19 protein-coding genes are annotated in these 20893 nt (G+C 33.5%); 1 reads left to right on the top strand and 18 read right to left on the bottom strand.

Annotated features, from left to right (window positions below):
* Positions 1 to 24 precede the first annotated feature (24 nt).
* Positions 25 to 1044 (bottom strand): Bug family tripartite tricarboxylate transporter substrate binding protein, encoded by a 1020-nt coding sequence (locus tag COI44_RS06840; RefSeq protein WP_483295465.1) that lies wholly within the window; start codon positions 1042 to 1044, stop codon positions 25 to 27.
* Positions 1045 to 1595: 551 nt separating this feature from the next.
* Entirely contained in the window at positions 1596 to 3983 is a 2388-nt protein-coding gene (locus COI44_RS06835) for an immune inhibitor A domain-containing protein (RefSeq protein ID WP_098427245.1), read from the bottom strand.
* A 218-nt stretch (positions 3984 to 4201) separates the two neighbouring features.
* Here COI44_RS06835 and COI44_RS06830 point away from each other — a divergent pair, with 218 nt between their 5' ends.
* A complete protein-coding gene (locus COI44_RS06830) occupies positions 4202 to 4783 on the top strand; it encodes a DNA-3-methyladenine glycosylase (RefSeq protein WP_098427244.1) in 582 nt (193 codons plus the stop codon).
* A 79-nt stretch (positions 4784 to 4862) separates the two neighbouring features.
* Here COI44_RS06830 and COI44_RS06825 read toward each other — a convergent pair whose 3' ends face one another.
* The 16 genes from COI44_RS06825 to COI44_RS06750 form a co-directional block, all read right to left on the bottom strand.
* Positions 4863 to 6509: a glycerol-3-phosphate dehydrogenase/oxidase gene (locus COI44_RS06825; protein WP_098427243.1), complete on the bottom strand. Its 1647-nt coding sequence runs from the start codon at positions 6507 to 6509 to the stop codon at positions 4863 to 4865.
* 148 nt (positions 6510 to 6657) lie between these two features.
* On the bottom strand, positions 6658 to 8148 hold the full coding sequence (glpK, locus tag COI44_RS06820; RefSeq protein ID WP_098427242.1) for a glycerol kinase GlpK: 1491 nt from the start codon (positions 8146 to 8148) through the stop codon (positions 6658 to 6660).
* 497 nt (positions 8149 to 8645) lie between these two features.
* Positions 8646 to 9881 (bottom strand): sensor histidine kinase, encoded by a 1236-nt coding sequence (locus COI44_RS06815; RefSeq protein WP_098427241.1) that lies wholly within the window; start codon positions 9879 to 9881, stop codon positions 8646 to 8648.
* A gap of 8 nt (positions 9882 to 9889) precedes the next feature.
* The gene (locus COI44_RS06810; RefSeq protein ID WP_142329235.1) at positions 9890 to 10561 is read right to left on the bottom strand and encodes a response regulator transcription factor; all 672 of its coding nucleotides are present in this window, start codon (positions 10559 to 10561) and stop codon (positions 9890 to 9892) included.
* Between the two features lie 329 nt (positions 10562 to 10890).
* Complete coding sequence (locus COI44_RS06805; protein ID WP_098427239.1) at positions 10891 to 11172, bottom strand: hypothetical protein; 282 nt, start codon at positions 11170 to 11172, stop codon at positions 10891 to 10893.
* Positions 11173 to 11318: 146 nt separating this feature from the next.
* A complete protein-coding gene (locus tag COI44_RS06800; RefSeq protein ID WP_098427238.1) occupies positions 11319 to 12647 on the bottom strand; it encodes an LLM class flavin-dependent oxidoreductase in 1329 nt (442 codons plus the stop codon).
* A 14-nt stretch (positions 12648 to 12661) separates the two neighbouring features.
* Positions 12662 to 13195 (bottom strand): GNAT family N-acetyltransferase, encoded by a 534-nt coding sequence (locus COI44_RS06795; protein ID WP_097976595.1) that lies wholly within the window; start codon positions 13193 to 13195, stop codon positions 12662 to 12664.
* Between the two features lie 16 nt (positions 13196 to 13211).
* Positions 13212 to 13685: a DinB family protein gene (locus COI44_RS06790; protein WP_098427237.1), complete on the bottom strand. Its 474-nt coding sequence runs from the start codon at positions 13683 to 13685 to the stop codon at positions 13212 to 13214.
* 10 nt (positions 13686 to 13695) lie between these two features.
* On the bottom strand, positions 13696 to 14862 hold the full coding sequence (locus tag COI44_RS06785) for an amidohydrolase (RefSeq protein WP_098427236.1): 1167 nt from the start codon (positions 14860 to 14862) through the stop codon (positions 13696 to 13698).
* 25 nt (positions 14863 to 14887) lie between these two features.
* A complete protein-coding gene (locus COI44_RS06780; protein ID WP_098427235.1) occupies positions 14888 to 15898 on the bottom strand; it encodes an LLM class flavin-dependent oxidoreductase in 1011 nt (336 codons plus the stop codon).
* Between the two features lie 17 nt (positions 15899 to 15915).
* A complete protein-coding gene (locus COI44_RS06775) occupies positions 15916 to 16668 on the bottom strand; it encodes an amino acid ABC transporter ATP-binding protein (protein ID WP_098427234.1) in 753 nt (250 codons plus the stop codon).
* Positions 16665 to 17375, bottom strand: a complete 711-nt coding sequence (locus COI44_RS06770) for an amino acid ABC transporter permease (protein ID WP_098427233.1) — start codon at positions 17373 to 17375, stop codon at positions 16665 to 16667. The genes COI44_RS06775 and COI44_RS06770 overlap by 4 nt, the downstream gene beginning before the upstream one ends.
* Positions 17372 to 18154: an amino acid ABC transporter permease gene (locus COI44_RS06765; protein WP_098427232.1), complete on the bottom strand. Its 783-nt coding sequence runs from the start codon at positions 18152 to 18154 to the stop codon at positions 17372 to 17374. Before COI44_RS06765 ends, COI44_RS06770 begins: the two co-directional genes overlap by 4 nt.
* 26 nt (positions 18155 to 18180) lie before the next feature.
* A complete protein-coding gene (locus tag COI44_RS06760; RefSeq protein WP_098427231.1) occupies positions 18181 to 18996 on the bottom strand; it encodes a transporter substrate-binding domain-containing protein in 816 nt (271 codons plus the stop codon).
* A 28-nt stretch (positions 18997 to 19024) separates the two neighbouring features.
* Complete coding sequence (gene ssuE / locus COI44_RS06755; RefSeq protein ID WP_098427230.1) at positions 19025 to 19570, bottom strand: NADPH-dependent FMN reductase; 546 nt, start codon at positions 19568 to 19570, stop codon at positions 19025 to 19027.
* A 248-nt stretch (positions 19571 to 19818) separates the two neighbouring features.
* The gene (locus COI44_RS06750; RefSeq protein ID WP_098427292.1) at positions 19819 to 20697 is read right to left on the bottom strand and encodes a LysR family transcriptional regulator; all 879 of its coding nucleotides are present in this window, start codon (positions 20695 to 20697) and stop codon (positions 19819 to 19821) included.
* Positions 20698 to 20893 lie beyond the last annotated feature (196 nt).

The raw sequence follows: 20893 nt of genomic DNA, 5'->3' as shown, positions 1-20893 counted from the left end.
TGTTTTCCCCCTTCTTTATTTCAACTATTTTTTCATTCCTAATGCTTTTAATAGATCTTGAACCTGTGTTTCTTGTTCTGATAAAAACGAATTAAATTCTTTACCATCTTTATATTCCGGCTGCCAGCCTTGCTTCTCTACTTCTTCTTTCCATTCTTTTGTTTCAACTAACTTTGAAATTGTTTTTTCCCAATATGAATATGCATCCTTAGACATTTTCTCTGGCCCAAAAACCCCACGCCAAATGATAAACTCAGCATCTATTCCTTGTTCTTTAGCTGTTGGAAACTCAGACAGTACATCCCCTTGTAAACGTTCAGGTGATGTTACTGCTAAAACTTTAACCTTACCTGATTTAACAAACTCAAGCGTACTAGAAACATCTGTCGAAATGACATCCGCATTATTTCCTAATAATGCTGTTATTGCTTCTGAACCACCATCATAGGATACATACTTAATTTTCGTAGGATCAATACCAAATTTATAAGCAGGTAAAATTCCGATTAAATGATCCATTGACCCTGGAGCAGATCCCCCAGCTAAAGTAATACTCTTCGGATTCTTTTTAATATCTTCTAAAAGTGATTTTAGATCTTTATACTTAGAATCAGACTTTACAACGATTGCACCATAATCCTTTGTTAGCTGAGCTAAAGGTGTACTATTTTTATAGCCATAAGGACTATTTCCCTCTTTTTTCAGGTTGTTAATAATAATAGGTGGTGAGTTTACAAATAATTTTTCATTATTGGCTTTATCCTGTGTAGCATACTCAGCCATGAAAACCGTACCGCCACCGCCTGGTTTATTTTCTACCGTCATAGGTTCTTTAACAAGTTTTGTTTCACTTAATACTTTAGTGAACGATCTAGCTGTTAAATCCCATCCGCCTCCTGCTCCTGATGGTGCTACAACAGAAATTGTCTTATTTGGATAAGATGAGTTACTGCTTCCTGTTGTTACACTACTACTTTTACATGCTGCAAGACTTACTGCGATTAAAGAAGTCATTACAAACAAACTAGTCTTTTTAAATTTCACCTTTAGTTCCTCCCTTTTTTGAAAACGCTTTCTAATACAAGTATTATAATTTAATAATTCTGAAAAAAGTTTTTATGAACGTTAAAGACGTAAAGTCCATTAAAACCATTTTGTTCATAAAAACCACGATAAAGAAAACTCTCCGATTACGGAACCTTTAGGCGGAAACAGGGGCGTAGTTAGGATTTTAAAAATTGCTTACTAATAGTAGTTTCATGAGGAACTATATACGCTAGTTTTTGAAAATTGCTTCCTCATAACGGGTTCATGAGGTACTTGATACGCTGGATTTCGAAATTTACTTCCTCATAACGGGTTCATGAGGTACTATAAGCGCTGGATTTCGAATATTACTTCCTCATAACGGGTTCATGAGGTACTATAAGCGCTAGATTTTGTAAATTACTTCCTCATAACAAAGAATAATGGAAATCAACCACAACACCCTACTATAAGAGACTAATTGAAAAAATCATTTCTCGAGCAGTCTATAAAAACAAAAAAAAGAATGCGAGTCTGAAATTATATCAGACTCGCATTCTTTTTCTTTCTTATTTATGAATCCAAACAGCACCAGCTGAATTATCTTTTGCTTCTCCAATTACTTGGAATTTTAATCCATAGTTAGGTACTTTTCTTCCTGCATCAGGAATTAATGTATTTTGGTAACTATGTGAATCATCGAATTCTGTTACACCAGGTAATCCATCATAGTCAAAGATCCCACGGGATGGTGAGTTAAAGTAGAATTCAGGTGATTTATCGTAACTGAAAGCAGCGTCAGCTACTTGGTAACGAGTACTTTGTGATACAGATGGTTTACCATTTAATGTACCAATCATTGCCTCTGGATGAGCATCTACTACACCTAAGAAACCTTCACCAGGATGTACACCTGTCCAGTTATCTGTGTAGCTATCATCCCCATACCAAACTACTAAACCAGTATTATACTTAACTCCACGAGCATATTCTAATGCTTTATCAGAGCCAGCATAGTTTCTCCACTCTAAGTAGTAGAAGTGATCTTTAAATTCAGTACCATTTGATACAGTTGCTTTGTCTAATGTAAATGCAGGAGTTCCTTCCGCACCATCACTAAATTTAACTGCACCGTCAACAGTTAATTTTGCTTCATCGAAAGCAAATCCTGCAGGAGCTAGTCCACCATCAGTAACATATTCAAATTGAACTTTTACATTTTTGCCTTTATATGCAGATAAGTCATAAACTTTATCTACCCAAAGCCCCTTAGATGTATCAAGTCCATTTGCAATATTTTTAGTACCAATTGTATCAATTGTTGCAAGTTTAGCACCGGTTGCTGCATCTAATACATTTACATACAGATAGTCATAATTGTATTCAACTTCATAGTTTGTTTTTACAGCGAAGCTTGCATTTGTAGCTGCTGTTAAATTAAATACTGGTGAAGTCATCGTAGTATGGAGGTTATCACCTTTTGTACTATAGTAATACTTAGCACCAAATTGAGGTTGAATTTTACTTTTTACTTCTTTTTTAGGTAAGTTAACTTTTACGATCGCAGGGTTGTTTGATTTAGTAACACTTTGATCGATAATAGCAGCAATACCTTTTTCATCAATATCCTTATAGTCTACTTCTGTCATATTAGCCCAGTTTCCACCAATTGTTTTTTGGAAATACTCTTTATTTTGCGGTGAAAAACTTGTAGGCGTCGTTCCTGCGATTGCTCCGTTCCAACTACCACCACTCATGATTGACCAAGAAGCAACTGGTTCACCATTTCCAGTGTACCCGGTATCGTACTCATCTGGTAATCCTAAATCATGACCAAATTCGTGAGCGAATACACCAACTGCTCCATCTTCTGGCTCAATTGTGTAATCATATGCAGCCATTTGTCCGCCCCAATATGGAACTTTTGATTTTGTTCCAGCGAAAGGAGTTACCCCATTTAAAGTCCAACGATGTGACCAGATTGCGTTATTACCTAACTTACCTCCGCCAGCTTCTTGTCCAGTTCCAGCGTGAAGTACCATTAAATGGTCTACTAAACCATCAGGCTCATTAATGTTGCCATCACCATCTAGGTCATAAATATCTAGATCATCAAAATCAGCTAAATTAATACCTGAATTTATAGCAGCACGTAGTGATTCTTTAACTAAATCACGAGGACCTTTTGGTGCTAAGTTATCATGTCCACCAGTTGGGCTATCATCACCATAATCAGCTGCTTTTCCATCAACTGTTAACCAGTTTGTAACTGTACCCTTTACAGTATAGCTTCCACCAGATTGCTCTTCATAAAATTGTTTAAACGTTTTTACCTTAGATCCATCGTATAAAGTAAATTCTTTATCTCCGAAAAGCATGTCTTCGTAATGTTTCTTGCTGAAATCATCAGCGTACATATACCCTTGTTGTTTATCAATATTGTTATGTTTGAAATCAGCAAATTCAGTTAAGATGACTAATACTTTATCTTCACGTACTCCGCCGTTATAGCCAGCTTGTTTTGCAGAATCAACTTTTACTACACCATTTGGTTTGCCTTTTTTATAGTTTTCATGGCCTTTATTTAATTGTGATAAAAGTTGAGCTTTACGTTTTTCTAATGTTGCTCTTTGTTTATCAGCAATTTCTGATTGTGACTGTGCTTGAACTTTCTCTTTATATTCACTTTGTTTTTCTTTTATGTATGCCTGTACTTTTTCTTTAGCTACTTCAGCGCTATCAGATTCTTTGATCTCGCCTCTGTCTCTTAAAGCTTTTTCTAATCTTTCTTCATCCACTACGTTTAAATCTAAATAAGGACTTTCTACTAACTGCTTACTTTCACTTTCAGTAGGAATTGCTGCTTTTGAAGTAACTCCAGTTGAAAAAATGGACATACTTAATGCTGCAGCAAGTGATACACTCGATAATACCTTCCAGTATGATGGTCTTGCCATAAATCTACACCCCTTTTCAGAATCTTCTAACAAATTAAATAGTACTAGCTTAAGGGGTATTGTACAATGAGTAATTATGAATAATTTCTAATGGTTCACTTAATCTATTTAATCCATTTTTAATGATTTTTTAACATTAGGAATAGGTACATATTCTTATTATGGTGACAAGAAAATACATTTTCTCTTTTTATCAATCAAATTTCGAGGAGTTTATTATGAATTCGACAATTAAAAAAGATTTCTTTTTAAAACCAACTTTACAATTAGCAAAGGAGCTATTGGGCTGTATATTAGTTCATCGTACTGATGAATTGGAACTTTCTGGAATAATCGTAGAGACCGAGGCATATATGGGCCCAGATGATCGTGCTGCACATAGTTTTCAAAACCGACGTACGAAACGGACAGAAATTATGTTTCATGAGCCAGGATTCATCTATACTTATCAAATGCACACTCATACCTTAATAAATGTTGTTTGCGGGGAAGTTGGCATACCTAATGCAATATTAATTAGAGCACTAGAACCTTTGGACGGAATTGAAAAAATGATCGAATTTCGAAAAAATCAGCCCATTTCTAATTTAACGAATGGACCAGGTAAGCTTACAAAAGCATTGAATATTACGATGGAGTCTTATGGAAAACCGATTTGGCTACCACCCGTTTACATCAAAGAAGGAATTAAAACAGAACATATTAGTAGTGGACCTAGAATCGGTATTGAAAATACCGGTGAAGCGAGGGACTATCCATGGAGATTTTGGATTACGGAAAATAAATTTGTTTCAAGATAATAAAAATACCCAGGTTGTTGATGAACTCTCGCTTTCAAACAGTCTGGGTCTTCTTAATTTAGGAACCTATTTTTAAACATCATTCATCAGAAGGAGAAACTGCATTTTTTATTTGCTCTTCCAATTCCAAACGATATTCTAAAGTTTGGTACTTATTCCAACTTAATCTATTCACCATATATCGAATCACTTCATCTTTATACTTATTAACTAGATTAATTTGAAAATATAAAAATCCAGTTCTCCTAATAAAAAAGTCGACTGGTTTTACAATCATTTCGTTTTGAATTCCATATTCTAGTTGTAAAAATAATGATAGTGGTAGATTAGTATCATTTTTCAATTCACTAAATGATATATTCATTAAATGTTCTATATTCGATCCATATATTCCACTTAATCTTTTATAATCTGATTCACTTAATCCAATTGCGATACCAGCAGATGAAAATCGTTTTTTAAAATAATTAAAACCTTTTGAGCCCCCAACATCACCACCGGATATTGGTAAAGTTTTGGTCTGACATTCTTTAAATCGATTTTCATTATCTCTTGAAATTAGGTCTACGATTGTCTCCGCCATTTTACGATAGCCTGTTAACTTTCCCCCAGCTATTGAAATTAGCCCAGTGGATGATTCCCAAATCTCATCTTTTCTTGAGATTTCAGAAGGATCCTTACCTTCTTCTAAAATTAAAGGACGAATGCCAGCCCAACTTGATTCAACGTCAGTATCTTCCAGCTTTAATGTTGGAAACATATACTTAACACAGTTTAATATATATTCCCGATCTTCATTACTTACTTTTGGATTAGAGGTATCTCGGTCAAAAAATGTATCTGTTGTACCAACATAAGTCTTTCCATCTCTTGGAATTGCAAAGACCATCCGACCGTCCACCGTATCAAAATAGACAGACTGATTTAAAGGAAACTTCTTATGATCAATTACTAAATGAACCCCTTTTGTTAGTCTAAGATTTTTATCACTTTCTAATCGTTCCATTTCCCTAAGCTGGTCAACCCATGGTCCGGTTGCGTTAACAATCCTCTTTGCCCGAATTGTAAAAGGTACTTTCGTTATTAAATCGATTGCTTTAACTCCTACTATTCTATTCTTTTCATAGATGAAATCTGTCACTTCTACATAATTGATCGCCTGTGCTCCGTGTTCAACTGCTTTTTTTATAACTTCAATTGTTAGGCGAGCATCATCCGTTCGATATTCAACGTAATATCCTCCAGCTTTAAGCCCCTCTCTTTTGACTAATGGCTCCTTTTCGATCGTTTCTCTTCGATTTAACATTTTTCTCCGCTCATCTTTTTTTACACCAGCTAAGTAGTCATATAATCTAAGGCCAATAGATGTAGTAAACTTACCAAAAGTTCCACCCTTATAGATGGGAAGTAACATCCTTTCAGGTGTAGTCACATGTGGACCATTTTCATAAACAATTGCACGTTCTTTACCAACTTCTGCTACCATTTTAAATTCATACTGTTTTAAATATCGTAAACCACCATGAACTAGTTTAGTAGAACGGCTAGATGTGCCCGATGCAAAATCCTGCATCTCAACTAGAGCGGTACTCATCCCTCTAGTAGTTGCATCAAGTGCAATACCACAACCTGTTATTCCTCCGCCAATTACTAATAAATCGAACTCTTTTTCAGCTAATGTTTTCTTAATCCTTTTCCTATTTAAACTTGAAAATTGTTCTTTCATTGTAAAACCTCACTTCAACAAATTTTCTAGTTGTCTTAAAAAGCCGGCACAAAAGAAATCAATCTAAAATGAAAAAGGACCGCTACAATTATATCTGCATGTAGAAAGGTCCTAGAGTTTACAATTAAAATTTATTTTAGTGGGTTACTTATTTAAATGCTAAAGTTGCATTAACTGCTTTTTTCCAGCCTGAATAAAGCTCATTACTTAAGTCATTTGTCATTTGTTGTTCAAAGCATCGATCCATTTGCCATTGTCCGGCTATTTCTTCACGGTTTTTCCAAAATCCAACTGCTAAGCCAGCTAAATATGCTGCACCTAAGGCTGTTGTTTCATTTATTAAAGGCCGTTCGACAGGGACATTCAAAATATCACTTTGAAATTGCATCAAGAAATTATTCTTAACAGCTCCCCCGTCTACTCGTAACGTTTTTAAAGAAATAGTTGAATCCGCCTCCATTGCTGTAAGCACATCTTTTGTTTGATATGCAAGAGCTTCTAATGTAGCACGGATAAAATGTTCTTTAGATGTACCTCTTGTTAACCCAAAAACTGCTCCACGGACATCACTATCCCAATATGGTGTTCCTAGACCTACAAAAGCAGGTACAATATAAACTCCATCAGATGAGGTTACCCTAGTAGCATATTTCTCACTATCTACAGCATTTTTAATCATTCTTAAACCATCACGTAGCCATTGAATAGCAGAACCTGCAACAAATATACTTCCTTCAAGTGCATATTCAACTTTTCCGTCTATTCCCCATGCAATTGTAGTTAATAATCCATGATTTGATTTAACAGCATGATTTCCCGTATTCATAAGCATGAAGCATCCGGTTCCATATGTGTTTTTAGCCATTCCCTTTTCAAAACAGGCCTGACCAAATAAAGCTGCTTGCTGATCACCAGCTATTCCAGCAATTGGAATCTCACTTCCAAAAAAATGATAACTTACAGTATTAGCATATACTTCTGAAGAAGGGCGGACACTTGGAAGAAGACACTCCGGAACATCCAATATTTTCAATAAATCTTTATCCCATTTTAATTCATGAATATTATACATCATCGTTCTAGAAGCATTTGAATAGTCTGTAACATGTGCCTTGCCTCCAGAAAGCTTCCACACTAACCAAGTATCAATCGTTCCAAATAATAAATCTCCTGCCTCAGCCTTTTCTCTAGCACCATCAATTTTATCAAGAATCCATTTTACTTTCGTACCAGAAAAGTAAGCATCAATTAATAGGCCCGTTTTTTCGCGAACGATTGAATCATAACCGTTCGCTTTCAGTTCCTCACAAATTTCTGCTGTTTGTCTTGATTGCCAAACGATGGCATTATAGATTGGAGCCCCTGTCTGTTTATCCCAAACTACAGTCGTTTCACGTTGGTTAGTAATCCCAATTCCACTAATTTGATCATGACGAATATTTGATTCTGCAAGGCACGTTGCAATGACCGCAAGTACTGAACCCCAAATCTCATTTGCATTATGCTCTACCCAACTTGGATGTGGAAAATATTGTGTAAACTCTTTTTGAGCTGTATGTACAATCTTACCTTTTTTATCAAACAAAATTGCTCTTGAGCTAGTCGTCCCTTGGTCAAGTGATAAAATATATTTTTCCATCTCAAATGACCTCCTTACTATTATTTTATGTCGGTGTGATTTAAAAATGCGACTTAGTATCTATTTAAAGAGGAATGTTGATTTCCACACTTTAATCTCAGAAAAGCAGGAACTAAATCAAAGAACTAATAACTGTAACGGTAGAAGGTTGTTATTTGCAAACACCATTTATTAAATTATGGTTTACTCATTTAAGACACAACTAATTATATAAAAAAGCTCCAGAATATTACATTTAATCTTTTAAATACATATTCTATTCGATAATTAATGATTCCTTTCATTCCTCAATTAATGTATTGGAAATCCTTCATTTATTCTTACATAAAAAAAACCTACTTAGTTCAGTAGATTTTCTCACTTAATATTAAATTCTTTTGATTTAATTAATTTATTGTAGTTTATCGTTATTTCTTAGGAAATAATGTCGGAAATAGACTTTATTTTCTTGGGAAATCACCAAATGACTTTCTTAAGTAGCTACGATGTCTTGGCATTTAACTGTTTTTTGAAGAGGGCATAATCGGTAAAGATACTTCAAAACTAGTGCCTTCTCCTTTTTTACTATGAACTTTGATTTTCCCACCATGTTCTTCAACAATCCATTTTGCAATTGATAATCCGAGTCCAATTCCATTTTTGGATGTACGTGAGACATCTTCCTGGAAGAAACGGTCAAATATTCGAGGAAGGTTTTCTTCCTTTATACCCACTCCACTATCAATAATCTTAATTAGAAAATTATTTTTCACTTGTTTACAGCTAATCTGAATCGTATCATTTTCGTTTGTAAATTTCATTGCATTATCGATTAAAATCACAAGTAATTGGTGAATTCTTTCTTGATCACCAAAATAAAAATACGTATCTTTAATAGATAAAAATATTTCTTTACTTTGAAATGAAATGATTTCAGTGAAGTGTGAAACAACTTCTTCTAATAATTCATTTAAAGAGAATATTTTTTTATTTAATTGTATTTGCCCTGAATCTGATCTAGCTAAGGTTAATAAGCTTGCTACTAGTTTGGAAAGGCGCCTATTCTCTTTTAACATAATTGAAAAGTCTTGTGCCTTTTCTTCGATTGTTGCGCCTGGCTCTCTAAGCAATAACTCCAAACGTGATTGAATGACCGTTAAAGGCGTTCGAATTTCATGAGAAGCATCTGATACGAACTCTTGTTGTTTTTGCCACGCGTTTGTTATTGGTACGAGTGCACGTCCAGCCAAAATATAACCTGCTACAACTGATAATGCACTTCCCAAAACCCAACCAACGATTAATATGATTAATAATGTATCAACTAAATCCTTTTCGGAGTCGATATTTCGTAATATTTGTAGTGTAATTTTCCCTCGATTTGTCTCACCTTGAATTGAGATTGTTCGATAATTCATATCACCGATTTTATCATTATAGATTTCGTTTATTTTTGTAGGATATTTAAGTTCATCTTGTAGAATAATCGCATTCATACCTGGCATGGGATTTACTAATTTTTTATTTTCATCCCACATGATCATTAAAACACGCGGATCTCGATTGGAAATTGGTAAACGATTTGGATTATCACTATTTTGTATCCGATTAATATTCCATAAAAGTGATTGATCAACTTCTTTATATAAACGATTATTTGTATATGAATAAATAATGAAAGAAAGGATTCCAATTATTAAGATAAATACTACTGAATTAATAATCGTTAATCGAATTTTTGTTTTCTTAAACATCTCTTCACCTAGTCATCTTTCATAATATATCCGATTCCTCTGACTGTCTTAATCATACTACCATAATTAAATGGCTCTAGTTTTTTTCGGAGTTGGTGTACATATACTTCAACGATCGCAACAGTCGTATCAGAATCAAATCCCCAAATTCTATCAAAAATTTGTTCTTTCATTAAAATCTTGCCTTGGTTTTGAATAAAGTATTCTAGTAACTCATATTGTTTAATTGTTAAATGGATCGATTCATTATTTATTTCAACAGGATGCTCTTTTCCTTTTAAAATGATTCCTTGATACTTCAATTTACTATCAATTGTTAATTTACCACTTCTTCTAAGTAATGCATAAATTCTTGCTAGTAACTCCGGCCCTTGAAATGGTTTTACTAAATAATCGTCCGCTCCTAAGTTTAATCCTTCAACACGATCTTCTAGTGAATCTTTGGCAGTTAGAAAAAGAACTGGTGTATGTACCCCTACTTTTCTCAAGTCCTTAACAATTTCAAAACCATTTTTCTCAGGCAGCATGACATCTAATACAATCACATCATAAATGTTTTGCATCGCCAAGAAAAAGCCTTCTTCTCCTTCTAAAGCCTTATCTACTTTAAAATCATTTGATAATAATTCAACGATTGAATTTAAAACTTCTATATGATCTTCCACAACTAAAATTCTCACTTTTTTTGCCTCCATTAGACTAAAAAGAAGCGTTCATCATATAACAACGCTCCCCTTTATTTATTCAAATCGTACTGCTTGAATTGGCCCATATTTGAAGTTCTTCAAGGAATACCCTAAAAAATCACCCCAACTAATAGTGAAAATGTAAATGATAATAAGATAACAGGTAAATGGAATGCAATAACTGTAATTGAATACAGTTTTGTTACACTTACACTTATCATACCACCAAACGAGCTAAGTACGAATGATTCGATTAAAAATTGTAATTGTATATTTGAATCTTGTTCAACTTTACCGATTGTAGTTTGAAGTTTTTATAATCCTTAATTGCTGCTACCTGATGAACCTCCTGGTTGTTGATTGAAATAACCTCCGCCACCATTTTGTGGGAATCCTCCTCCATTTCGGAAGTTTCTCATCATTTCCGTTCGATTATTATTTTTATAACTTAAATAGCCGATTCCAATTAACGTAAAAATGCCAATTACTAAATTGATAACTAATAAAATAGAAATGACTTTAGGCGAAAACGCACCCATAGTTGAACGATTCTTCAAATTCGTTTTTTGATTTTTTTCTACTAAATTTGATTCCAAATCTTCCATCTTGATTCCACTCCTTAAATTCAATTAATTGAATTATGTAATAGAATCCTTAAATTTTACTTAACAACTAATTAATTTTGACTGTTTTAGAATAAAAATCATAAAAAAAACCACCTGTCTAAGATGGTTTTCGATAAAATTTAAGATTAGTTTTTAACTAGATTAGTAATATAACGATTTTGAGGAATTTGTAATCCTAAGTTTCCTCTCAAAGTAGACGATTCATATTCTGTACGATAGATTCCTCGTTCCTGTAATAATGGTATGACTTGTTCCGTAAAATCCTTTAATGCACTTGGAATTGCCGAATATACCATTAAACCGTCAGCTGCTTCCTGTTCATACCACTCTTGAATTAGATTAGCTATTTTTTCCGCGGTGCCAATAAATGCACTTCTAGGAGTAGCAGCTTGTAATGCTACCTGTCTAAGTGTTAAACCTTTTTCTTTCGCATCTTTCTTTATTTTATCTGTATTACTTCTAAAACTATTTTTCCCTAAATCACCAATATCTGGGAAAGGTTCATCTAAAGGATATTGTGAAAAGTCATGATGCTCAAAGAAACGACCTAAATAATCCAATGCATTTTCAATACTTGTTAAATTAACAAGATCTAAATATTTTTGCTCTGCCTCCTCTTCAGTTTGCCCAACTATTGGAGCAATGCCAGGGAAAATAACGATATCATCTTTTGATCTGCCGTATGCTACTGCCCGATCCTTTACATCTTTATAAAATTGCTTAGCTTCTTCTATATTATCATGACCAGTAAATACTGCGTCAGCTGCTTTAGCAGCTAATTCCTTACCGCTCTCTGAAGATCCAGCTTGAAACACTACTGGTTGACCTTGTTTAGAGCGTCCGATATTAAGAGGACCTTCTACTTGAAAATACTTCCCTTCATAACTTAATCTGTGTAGCTTTTTCGGATCAAAAAATACACCTGATTCTTTATCTCGAACAAACGCGTCATCTTCCCAAGAATCCCATAGACCTCTAGTTATTTCTAAGTGCTCTTCTGCAATTTTATATCGATCATCATGTGAAGGGTGACCATTTTTACTATAGTTTTTAGCAGAGCCTTCAAGTGGAGAAGTAACTAAATTCCATCCTGCACGCCCATTACTTATATGATCAATTGACATGAATTGTCTCGCTACAGTAAATGGTTCACTATAAGTAGTTGAGAGCGTACCAACTAGGCCTATATTCTTTGTTACTCCTGCTAATGCCGATAAGATGGTAATTGGTTCAAAGCGATTTAAAAAATGTGGTATCGACTTTTCTGTTATATATAATCCATCTGCAATAAAAACTAAATCAAATTTTCCGTTCTCAGCTAATTTCACTTGCTCTTGGTAATAGGAAAAATTTACACTTGCGTCCGTTTGAACCTCTGGATGACGCCAGCCAGACATACTGCCTCCTACTCCATGAACTAGTGCTCCAAGCTTTAGTTTTTTTCTTTCTGTCATTTTTTTCCCCTCCATTAATTTAATAAAATTGCCGTATCTTTAATATTTAGTTCATAGCTTTTTACAAGTATATCTCCATTCATAAACTCATATTGTTTAGCTCGTTGAAACCCAATTTTTTCATATAAACTAATAGCAGATTTCATCATATCTGATGTGTGAAGAACAATTCTGTCTGTTCCCCACTCTAATGAAAGATTGCAGCTTGCTTTTATTAATTCTGTCGCAATCCCTAATCCTCTTGCTTTAGGGGAAACACCTATTAAGCGAATAATAGGATAATTAATCTCTAACTCAGGTAATCCATATGCTTTTTCAGCAGAGTCATAGATAAAACATGCACCTAATAGAACATTATCGACAATCGCAACAAGCTTTGTCTTAGTGTGGCTGTTATCAGTTGCATCAATAATACTATTTTTATAGTTTTCCCATTGTTCTTTTGAAAGAATAGCAGCATATTGTTCATACGCATCGATTAACACTTTTTTTATTTTATCTATTTCATTTGGTTGGGACTCTCTAATAATTAAACGATTTGAAGACATAACCTACCTCCTCTAATTAAACTAAGCTGTATTCATACAAAATACGTTGTATTTGTTTTAAATGAAGATGAACATGTGAGATAAAAGATTTAATGATGTCTTCAACTGTAACGATTGCATTTTGAGGGTTTATTCCGCTCTTCTTCCAATCATCACTTGTTAGTCTTTTAAGCAATTGACTATTGTAATATAAAATAACACGGTATGTTTCTAGTACATCTGCAATATTTCCATCGTTTGCATATTGCCCTGCAATCCATTTATCTTGATTAAAAGCAGGTAATTGAGCACTTGATCCAGCTAAAACTTCCCTTAGTCGAAAGTTCACTACAAATGCATGATCTAATAAATGAGTTAGCACTTCTAAAATACTCCACGATCTTTCATTTTTCTTCCAATGCAGTTTCTCTTTTGGAAGATTGAAAGTTTTTTGCGATAGTAAATCATAAAGTTGATTAAATTCACTTATTTCAATTGATAAAGTACTCATCTATTTCCTCCTATATTTTGACTACACTTTTAGAAAGTTCATTCAGTATTGCGATCGAAAAATCTGTAAAAAATCTAATACTTAACGGGATTGCTTTCTCATCAAGATCAAATTTAGGATGATGCCACTCATATTTTCCTGAAGTTCCAAAAAATACGAATAAACCTGGAATCTCTTCTAAATAATAGAAAAAATCTTCACTTGCTGCAGATACAGACGGCTCAATCACATATAAGCCTTGTTTACTTGCTGCATCTCTTGCAATTCGAGCTAATTTTTCATCATTAACAACAGGGGGTGGACCAGGATTCCAAATCGTATGAACATCCGTTCTAAAAGCATCACCAACAGACTTACTAATTTCATTTAATCGATTTTGAATGGTCTGTCTGACTTCCTTCTTAAAAGTACGAACCGTCCCACTAAAAACCGCTTTGTCTGCGATCACATTTGATGCTTTACCACTATGGAATTTTGTTACACTTACAACTGCATTTTCTAGTGGACTAATATTACGGCTCACAATCGATTGAAGCGACGTAACAATATGTGATGCAGTAAGAATTGAATCTAGCCCAGCTTCAGGTACCGCTGCATGGCTCGATTTCCCATTTATTTCAACAGTAAATCCATCAGCGGCTGCCATTAAAGGACCTGACTTTATTCCAACAGTTCCAATTGTTAAATCCGGTTTATTATGCATACCAATAATCACTTTTGTATCCTTTAATACATTTGTTTTAAGAATTTCTAAAGCACCTTTACCAATTTCTTCTGCTGGTTGAAAAATGATTTGTATTTTTCCGGGTAACTCATTTTCTATTTGCTTTAATAAAATAGCTGTACCTAAAATTGCAACTGTGTGGAAATCATGTCCACAAGCATGCATCTTATTAGGAATCTTTGAAGAAAAAGATAAACCTGTTTCCTCCTGTATTGGAAGTGCATCAATATCTGCTCTAATTGCAATTGTAGGACCCTTCGTACCATCACCGATTTCAGCAACAAGACCAGTTTTTAACGGTAAAGAAAGGATTTGTATGTTATACTCTGTTAAAAGTTGAACAAGGGTGGCTGTTGTTTCATATTCTTCAAACGCTAACTCTGGAATTGCATGTAAACTCCTTCTTATTTGAATTAGCTTTTCAAGTAGCGCATCAGATAGATCAAATTGCATAGTTTTCAACTCCTAAACTGTTAAGTCAAACTGTAATTTCTGTAAAAGCCTCTTTAATTAATTGAAGCGAACGAACTCTTCGTTCAAAATCTGGAATTAATGATGTAAAAATAAATTCATCAATACCGTATTCTTTTTGATATTCAAAAACTCTTTTTTGGAAAGTTTCTTTTGTTCCCTTTAGAACATCCGCCTCTCGTACTTCTGTAGTATAGGTTTGGCCTGCTTGTTTAGCGTAAATCTCTGCTTGCTCAAGCGTACCCACATTTACAATTTGCCCATTCCCTAATGTAACTCGCACAGTTTGTAATTGATCTGATAATTTTAGTGCTTCCTCTTCCGTTTCAGTTACAATCGTAGACAAGGCTAAAATAAACTTGGGTTTTCGACCACTTTGATGATTGAATGAATGATGATAAGCCTTGATTGCTTCCTTTGCTGCCACTGAGTCATTATTTATGAATAATGCAAATGCATATGGATAGCCCTTTTTAGCTGCAAATTCTGCACTTGATACACTTGTTCCTAATAAAAATAGCGGAACTCTAATCTGTGGTAATGGAGAAGCTTGTAAAGAATCAAATGAACTTACTTCTGATGCATCCTGGTATAAAAAATTTTCTAGTTCATCAATTTTCTTTTCAAGAGATTGAGGTTCTTTCAAGTTTTTTTGCAGCTCCAGACTTGATTTTGGAAATCCTCCCGGTGCTCTTCCAATCCCAAGTTCTACTCTATTAGGAGACAAATTTGCTAATACATTAAAGTTTTCTGCTACTTTATACGGGCTATAATGCTGTAGCATTACCCCACCTGAACCAACCGAAATTCGGTCAGTTTTAGCAAGAATATGAGAAACAAGCACTTCAGGAGATGATCCAGCAATTCCTTGTGAATTGTGGTGCTCAGATACCCAAAATCGATTAAATCCTAATCTTTCAGCTTCTTTTGCTAGATTTATAGTGTTTATAAGTACTTCATTTGCAGTTTGACCTGGAAAAATAATACTTTGATCTAAGAATCCATATTTAAGTCCCATATTCTTTCCTCCATTTTTTAAATATAGTACATGTCTTCCTCTGAAAATCGTTTTAAAAACTGAATTGTTCTTTCTTCTTTAGGTGATTGAAAGATAGCCTTAGGATCCCCTTCTTCAACAATGATGCCGCCGTCCATAAACACAACATGATTAGCAACATCCCTAGCAAATGCCATTTCATGTGTAACGATAATCATTGTAATTCCTTCTTTTGCTATTTTGCGTATAATCGCTAATACTTCACCTACTAATTCAGGATCTAAGGCAGACGTTGGTTCATCGAATAAAATAACCTCTGGATTTAAAGCAAGCGCCCGAGCAATTCCTACTCTTTGTTGCTGTCCGCCGGATAACTGTAGAGGGTAAGAATCTAACTTGTTTCCTAAGCCTACTTTCTCAAGTAACTCAGCGCTTTTTTTGTATGCAGCTTCCTTGGACCATTTTTTAGCTACTATTAATCCTTCCATTACATTTTCTACAACTGTTTTATTTTTAAATAAATTAAATTGCTGAAATACCATTGCTGTTTTCTGGCGCAATGATAGAATTTCGTTTTTTGATGCTTGACTAAAATCTACTTTAAAATCGTCTATTGCAATTTTTCCTTTATTTGGTTTCTCTAAATAATTTATACAACGAAGTAAAGTTGTTTTTCCTGATCCACTTGGTCCAAGAATTGCGACGACTTCGCCTTTATTAACCGTTAAATCTATACCTTTTAACACATGATTTTTTCCAAAGGACTTTGTTACATTCGTTAAAGTAATCATTTCACTCCCCCTCGACTAAAGACGCTAAATCTCTTCTCTAATAAACTTGTCATTCTTTCAATGACTAATGTAATTCCCCAGAAAATTAGTGCTGCTGCAATATATGCTTCAAAAAACTTCCAATTAGTAGAAGCTACAATTTGTGCCTTTGCATTTATATCCACAACAGAAACAATAAATGCCAAAGTTGATCCATGCAGCATTCCAATAAATGTGTTTGATAAATTTGGTAAACTTACAGCGAAGGCTTGTGGAAATACAATTCTTCTTAGTGCTTGTGTTGTTGTCATACCAACTGAATAAGCAGCTTCAATTTGTCCTCGATCGATATTTGTAATTCCAGCTCTAACCACTTCAGATAAATACGCACCTGCTGTAATAGAAAAGGAAATAATTGCAAAAGCCGTCATCGGAATTGATGATGAATTAAAAGCAAAATGTTCATGTTTAGCAAGTGAATCTAAAAGCATTGAGATTGAATAATAAATAATTAACAAGTGCGTAATCATCGGTGTCCCTCGAATAATCGTAACGTAACTAGATGCTACCTGACTCAATATTGGAACTTTATAAATACGAACAATAGCTGTAAAAGTTCCTATTACAAAACCAATCAGGACTGACAAAACGGTTATGAAAAGTGTAGTCGGAATTGCAGGTAGTATTTGTATAAATGCCTCCCAAATAAATGAGAAATCTAGTTTCATAATCTCGTTCCTTCTTTCACAACAACGACATCGCGGTTCATTTTTCCAAATAAGTTACGGAGTTTAAACGTTTTATCTTTCTTTTCAACACTTGATCTTTCATATTTTCCAAATCGGTTTTCTAATAAGATAAATCCTTTTTCAAGGAAAACACTTAAAATAAAATAAACGAGAGCAAGTGCAAGATAGGATTCAATAAAATGACGATTTAGTAAACCTAATGTTTGTGATTGCCCTGTTAACTCCATTACCCCAAGAGTAAATGCTAATGATGTATCTTTTAGTGTTCCTATTAATAAGTTTCCTAAAATAGGGATCCATATTGCGAATGCTTGTGGTGCTATGATTCTCTTAAAAGCCTGATATCCGTCCATTCCAACAGAATACGCTGCTTCAATTTGCCCTCTATCTACAGCACTAACTGATGCACGAATACCTTCTGAAATAAAAGCTGCACTGTGTAATCCGTATGTTAAAATGACAAAATATAAAACATCAATTCTACTAACATCTACTTCTACTAGTTTTAATAGCTCAGGTACGCCATAATAAATTAAAAATAATTGAATTAAAATAGGAGTTCCCCTAAAAAATGAAACATATATTTGCGAGATTCTTTGAAAAATTGGTACCTTATACATTCTAGGTAAGGTTACAAGTAAGCCAACACCTAACCCTACTAAAATAGAACTCCCTACAATGATTAATGAAATCTTTATAAAAGGTAGTAATTTAATAAAATATTCAAAGATCAATCCAGCTTTAAAATCAGCACCCATTCTTTCTCACCCTTTTGGTTTTAGCTTTAATTTTCTGTATAATCAGCACCTAACCACTTTTTGCTTAAGTTAGCAAGTGTTCCGTCAGCTTTTATTTTTAATAGTGCTTCGTCAATTGCATCTGCTAATTTTTGATCTTTTGTATCATTTTTTCTAAAGGCAAATAATACATCAGCCTCGGTTAAAGCTGGCCCTACTGCTTTCAATTCGCCTTTTGGATCAATCAAAGATAAGGTAAAATCTGCAGAGACTGTAGCATCTACACGCCCTGAAGTAATTTGCTGCACAGTGTCATTTGCTCCACCATTCTGATAAACAATTTTAATTGCGTTATTATGCTCTTTATTATAGTTTTCAAGAATTTGTGCTTCTGCACTTGTAGCGGATGTTAAAACCTTTTTACCTTTTAAATCATCAATTGATTGAATCGAATTATTACCTTTTGCAACGACGATTTTATTTTTCCAATGCGCATAAGCTTCTTTGTTAAATAAATACTTTTCTTCCCTCTCAGGATTTTTTTCAATTTCGTGAGCAACAAAATCTATTTTCTTAGTTTCTAGACTTAGCAATAAGCTCGAAAATTCATATGTTTTTAAATCAAACTTGTATTCTGGCAATCTTTTATCAATTTCTTTTACAAGTTCAACGTCAAAACCAGTTAGATTTCCATCTTTATCGATAAAGCACACATTTGGAAATTGTGTACCAGTACCTACAACAATTCTTTGAACTTTTGAACCAGTAGCTGTTGCTGCCTCTTTATCTTTATTTTTTAAAGCAAATGTAATGATTAAAACTACGACTGCCAAGGATACAAGTGTAATCACAAACTTTTTCATTCTCAATTCCTCATTTCTGATAATTTTTTTAGGGTCTTACTGCTAACCAAATTAATTCTTCTGATAATTCTTCAGTTGCTTTATTTAGTCTTTCTACTAATTCATTAGATAATGAAAAATGATTTTGATCATCTCTTATTACCCAATCATCAATTGCATAAACACTAGAAACAAAATGATTTCCCCCAAGAACAGAGAGGACTGGTTTTAATGCATATTCTAAACTTAGTAAATGAGCAATTGTTCCACCAATAAAGATAGGAAGGACTACCTTATTTCTCAAACCACTCTGAGGTATTAAATCTAAAAATGTTTTTAATACCCCCGAATAAGATGCCTTATAGACAGGTCCTGCAATAACAACAGCAATCGAATTTTCAATTTTATTAAGTGCCTCTTTAATTTTTTCATTATTAAAATCACTTTTAATTAAAGACTCCGGCGGTAAATCACCAACATTTACTTCACATACATTCTTACCTTCTTTAACCCACTTTTCTTTTACAAATTGGAGTATGCCATTCAATCTTGAGTTTGGTGACGAACTAGCTGAAATAATGACGATATCCTTCAATGATTTCCCTCCTTATAATCTTAAAACCAATATTTCTTATTGGTTAACTAGGAATTAATTGTTATAAACTTTATCACTGACAGAATATTTAGTCAACGTAATTTTCAATAGAACTTTTCTATCGTTTTATTAAATATTTGAATTAGCTCATTAATTTTAGTGATCCCTTTATACGATATAGTTGATTGAGATACCTCAATTCTTATATTTCTTTCTATTTATTAGTTTGTTATAAAAAAAAGAGTTGGCTATTTCACCAACTCTTTGCTTAAATTAACTATTTCATTCATTAAATCTGAATACTCTCCACGATTACAGAAAATATTTGTTTGTAGATAAATTCCTTTTGTCTCTTCAATATAGATTGGATATAGCAATCCTTCATTAACTTCTTTCTTTACACTTATACTTGGTAAGAAAGCAATTCCAAATTGCTCTAAAATAAGCTTTTTAGCCATCTCTGAACTATCAGTGTGAATTCTTATGTTTGGGGGGACATCTAAATTTTCAAATAATCGATGTATTCTCAGCCAATCCAAAGAACCACATTCAAAGAAAATTAGATTCTCCTGAGCAATATCTTGAATTGTAATTGATTTTCTTGAAATAAATGGATGATCTTTATAAACATAAAGTGTAATAGGATCTTCAAATAATTTAATTGATTGTAAGCTAGGGTGACTAGTTTTCCGAACAAAACCTATATCAATTTCATTATTTAACACTTTATTAATTAGTTCATCACTCTTACCTGTAATAACTTTATAATGTAAATCTTCATTACTTACTGAAAGTTTTGGCAGTATTTCTGAAATAACATAGTTTGAAACCGAAACGGTGCAGCCAATTTTCAATTCATTATTGTGTGATTTTTTTTGATTAATGTGCATCTTCCCTTTTTCGTATATATGAACTAATTGTTGAGCATATGGTAAGAAGCGCTTCCCCTCTTCTGTTATATTAACTTGTTTACCCGTACGGTGAAAAAGCTGACAATTTAATTCTCTTTCTAACGATTGAATTCTAGCTGTTACAGTTGGTTGTGACAGAAAAAGTGATTCTGCAGCTTTGTTAAAGCTACCATAGTGAATTACATGGATAAACGCTTCTATATTTTCAATATTAATTTCTTTCACATCCTTAAATAACAGTATAGATATATACATTATTTATTCATCTTTATTCAATTCAGTTGATTCGATCTTACAACTCATTTTTTAAAATATTATCATTAATAAAGTCTATTAGAAAATATTATTTTTATATTTTGATCTTTTACATATTTTTCGAAGCATATAAAATCCTTTCTTATATACTACATTC

The sequence above is a fragment of the Bacillus sp. AFS088145 genome (assembly GCF_002564465.1).
In the GTDB taxonomy this organism is placed as follows: domain Bacteria; phylum Bacillota; class Bacilli; order Bacillales; family Bacillaceae_G; genus Gottfriedia.
This window is presented reverse-complemented; position numbering and strand designations above follow the sequence as displayed.

Coding starts and splice junctions, on each gene's coding strand:
- COI44_RS06835 (WP_098427245.1), bottom strand. CDS start 3,983: ATGGCAAGACCATCATACTGGAAGGTATTATCGAGTGTATCACTTGCT.
- COI44_RS06830 (WP_098427244.1), top strand. CDS start 4,202: ATGAATTCGACAATTAAAAAAGATTTCTTTTTAAAACCAACTTTACAA.
- COI44_RS06825 (WP_098427243.1), bottom strand. CDS start 6,509: ATGAAAGAACAATTTTCAAGTTTAAATAGGAAAAGGATTAAGAAAACA.
- glpK (WP_098427242.1), bottom strand. CDS start 8,148: ATGGAAAAATATATTTTATCACTTGACCAAGGGACGACTAGCTCAAGA.
- COI44_RS06815 (WP_098427241.1), bottom strand. CDS start 9,881: ATGTTTAAGAAAACAAAAATTCGATTAACGATTATTAATTCAGTAGTA.
- COI44_RS06805 (WP_098427239.1), bottom strand. CDS start 11,172: ATGGAAGATTTGGAATCAAATTTAGTAGAAAAAAATCAAAAAACGAAT.
- COI44_RS06800 (WP_098427238.1), bottom strand. CDS start 12,647: ATGACAGAAAGAAAAAAACTAAAGCTTGGAGCACTAGTTCATGGAGTA.
- COI44_RS06795 (WP_097976595.1), bottom strand. CDS start 13,195: ATGTCTTCAAATCGTTTAATTATTAGAGAGTCCCAACCAAATGAAATA.
- COI44_RS06790 (WP_098427237.1), bottom strand. CDS start 13,685: ATGAGTACTTTATCAATTGAAATAAGTGAATTTAATCAACTTTATGAT.
- COI44_RS06785 (WP_098427236.1), bottom strand. CDS start 14,862: ATGCAATTTGATCTATCTGATGCGCTACTTGAAAAGCTAATTCAAATA.
- COI44_RS06780 (WP_098427235.1), bottom strand. CDS start 15,898: ATGGGACTTAAATATGGATTCTTAGATCAAAGTATTATTTTTCCAGGT.
- COI44_RS06775 (WP_098427234.1), bottom strand. CDS start 16,668: ATGATTACTTTAACGAATGTAACAAAGTCCTTTGGAAAAAATCATGTG.
- COI44_RS06770 (WP_098427233.1), bottom strand. CDS start 17,375: ATGAAACTAGATTTCTCATTTATTTGGGAGGCATTTATACAAATACTA.
- COI44_RS06765 (WP_098427232.1), bottom strand. CDS start 18,154: ATGGGTGCTGATTTTAAAGCTGGATTGATCTTTGAATATTTTATTAAA.
- COI44_RS06760 (WP_098427231.1), bottom strand. CDS start 18,996: ATGAAAAAGTTTGTGATTACACTTGTATCCTTGGCAGTCGTAGTTTTA.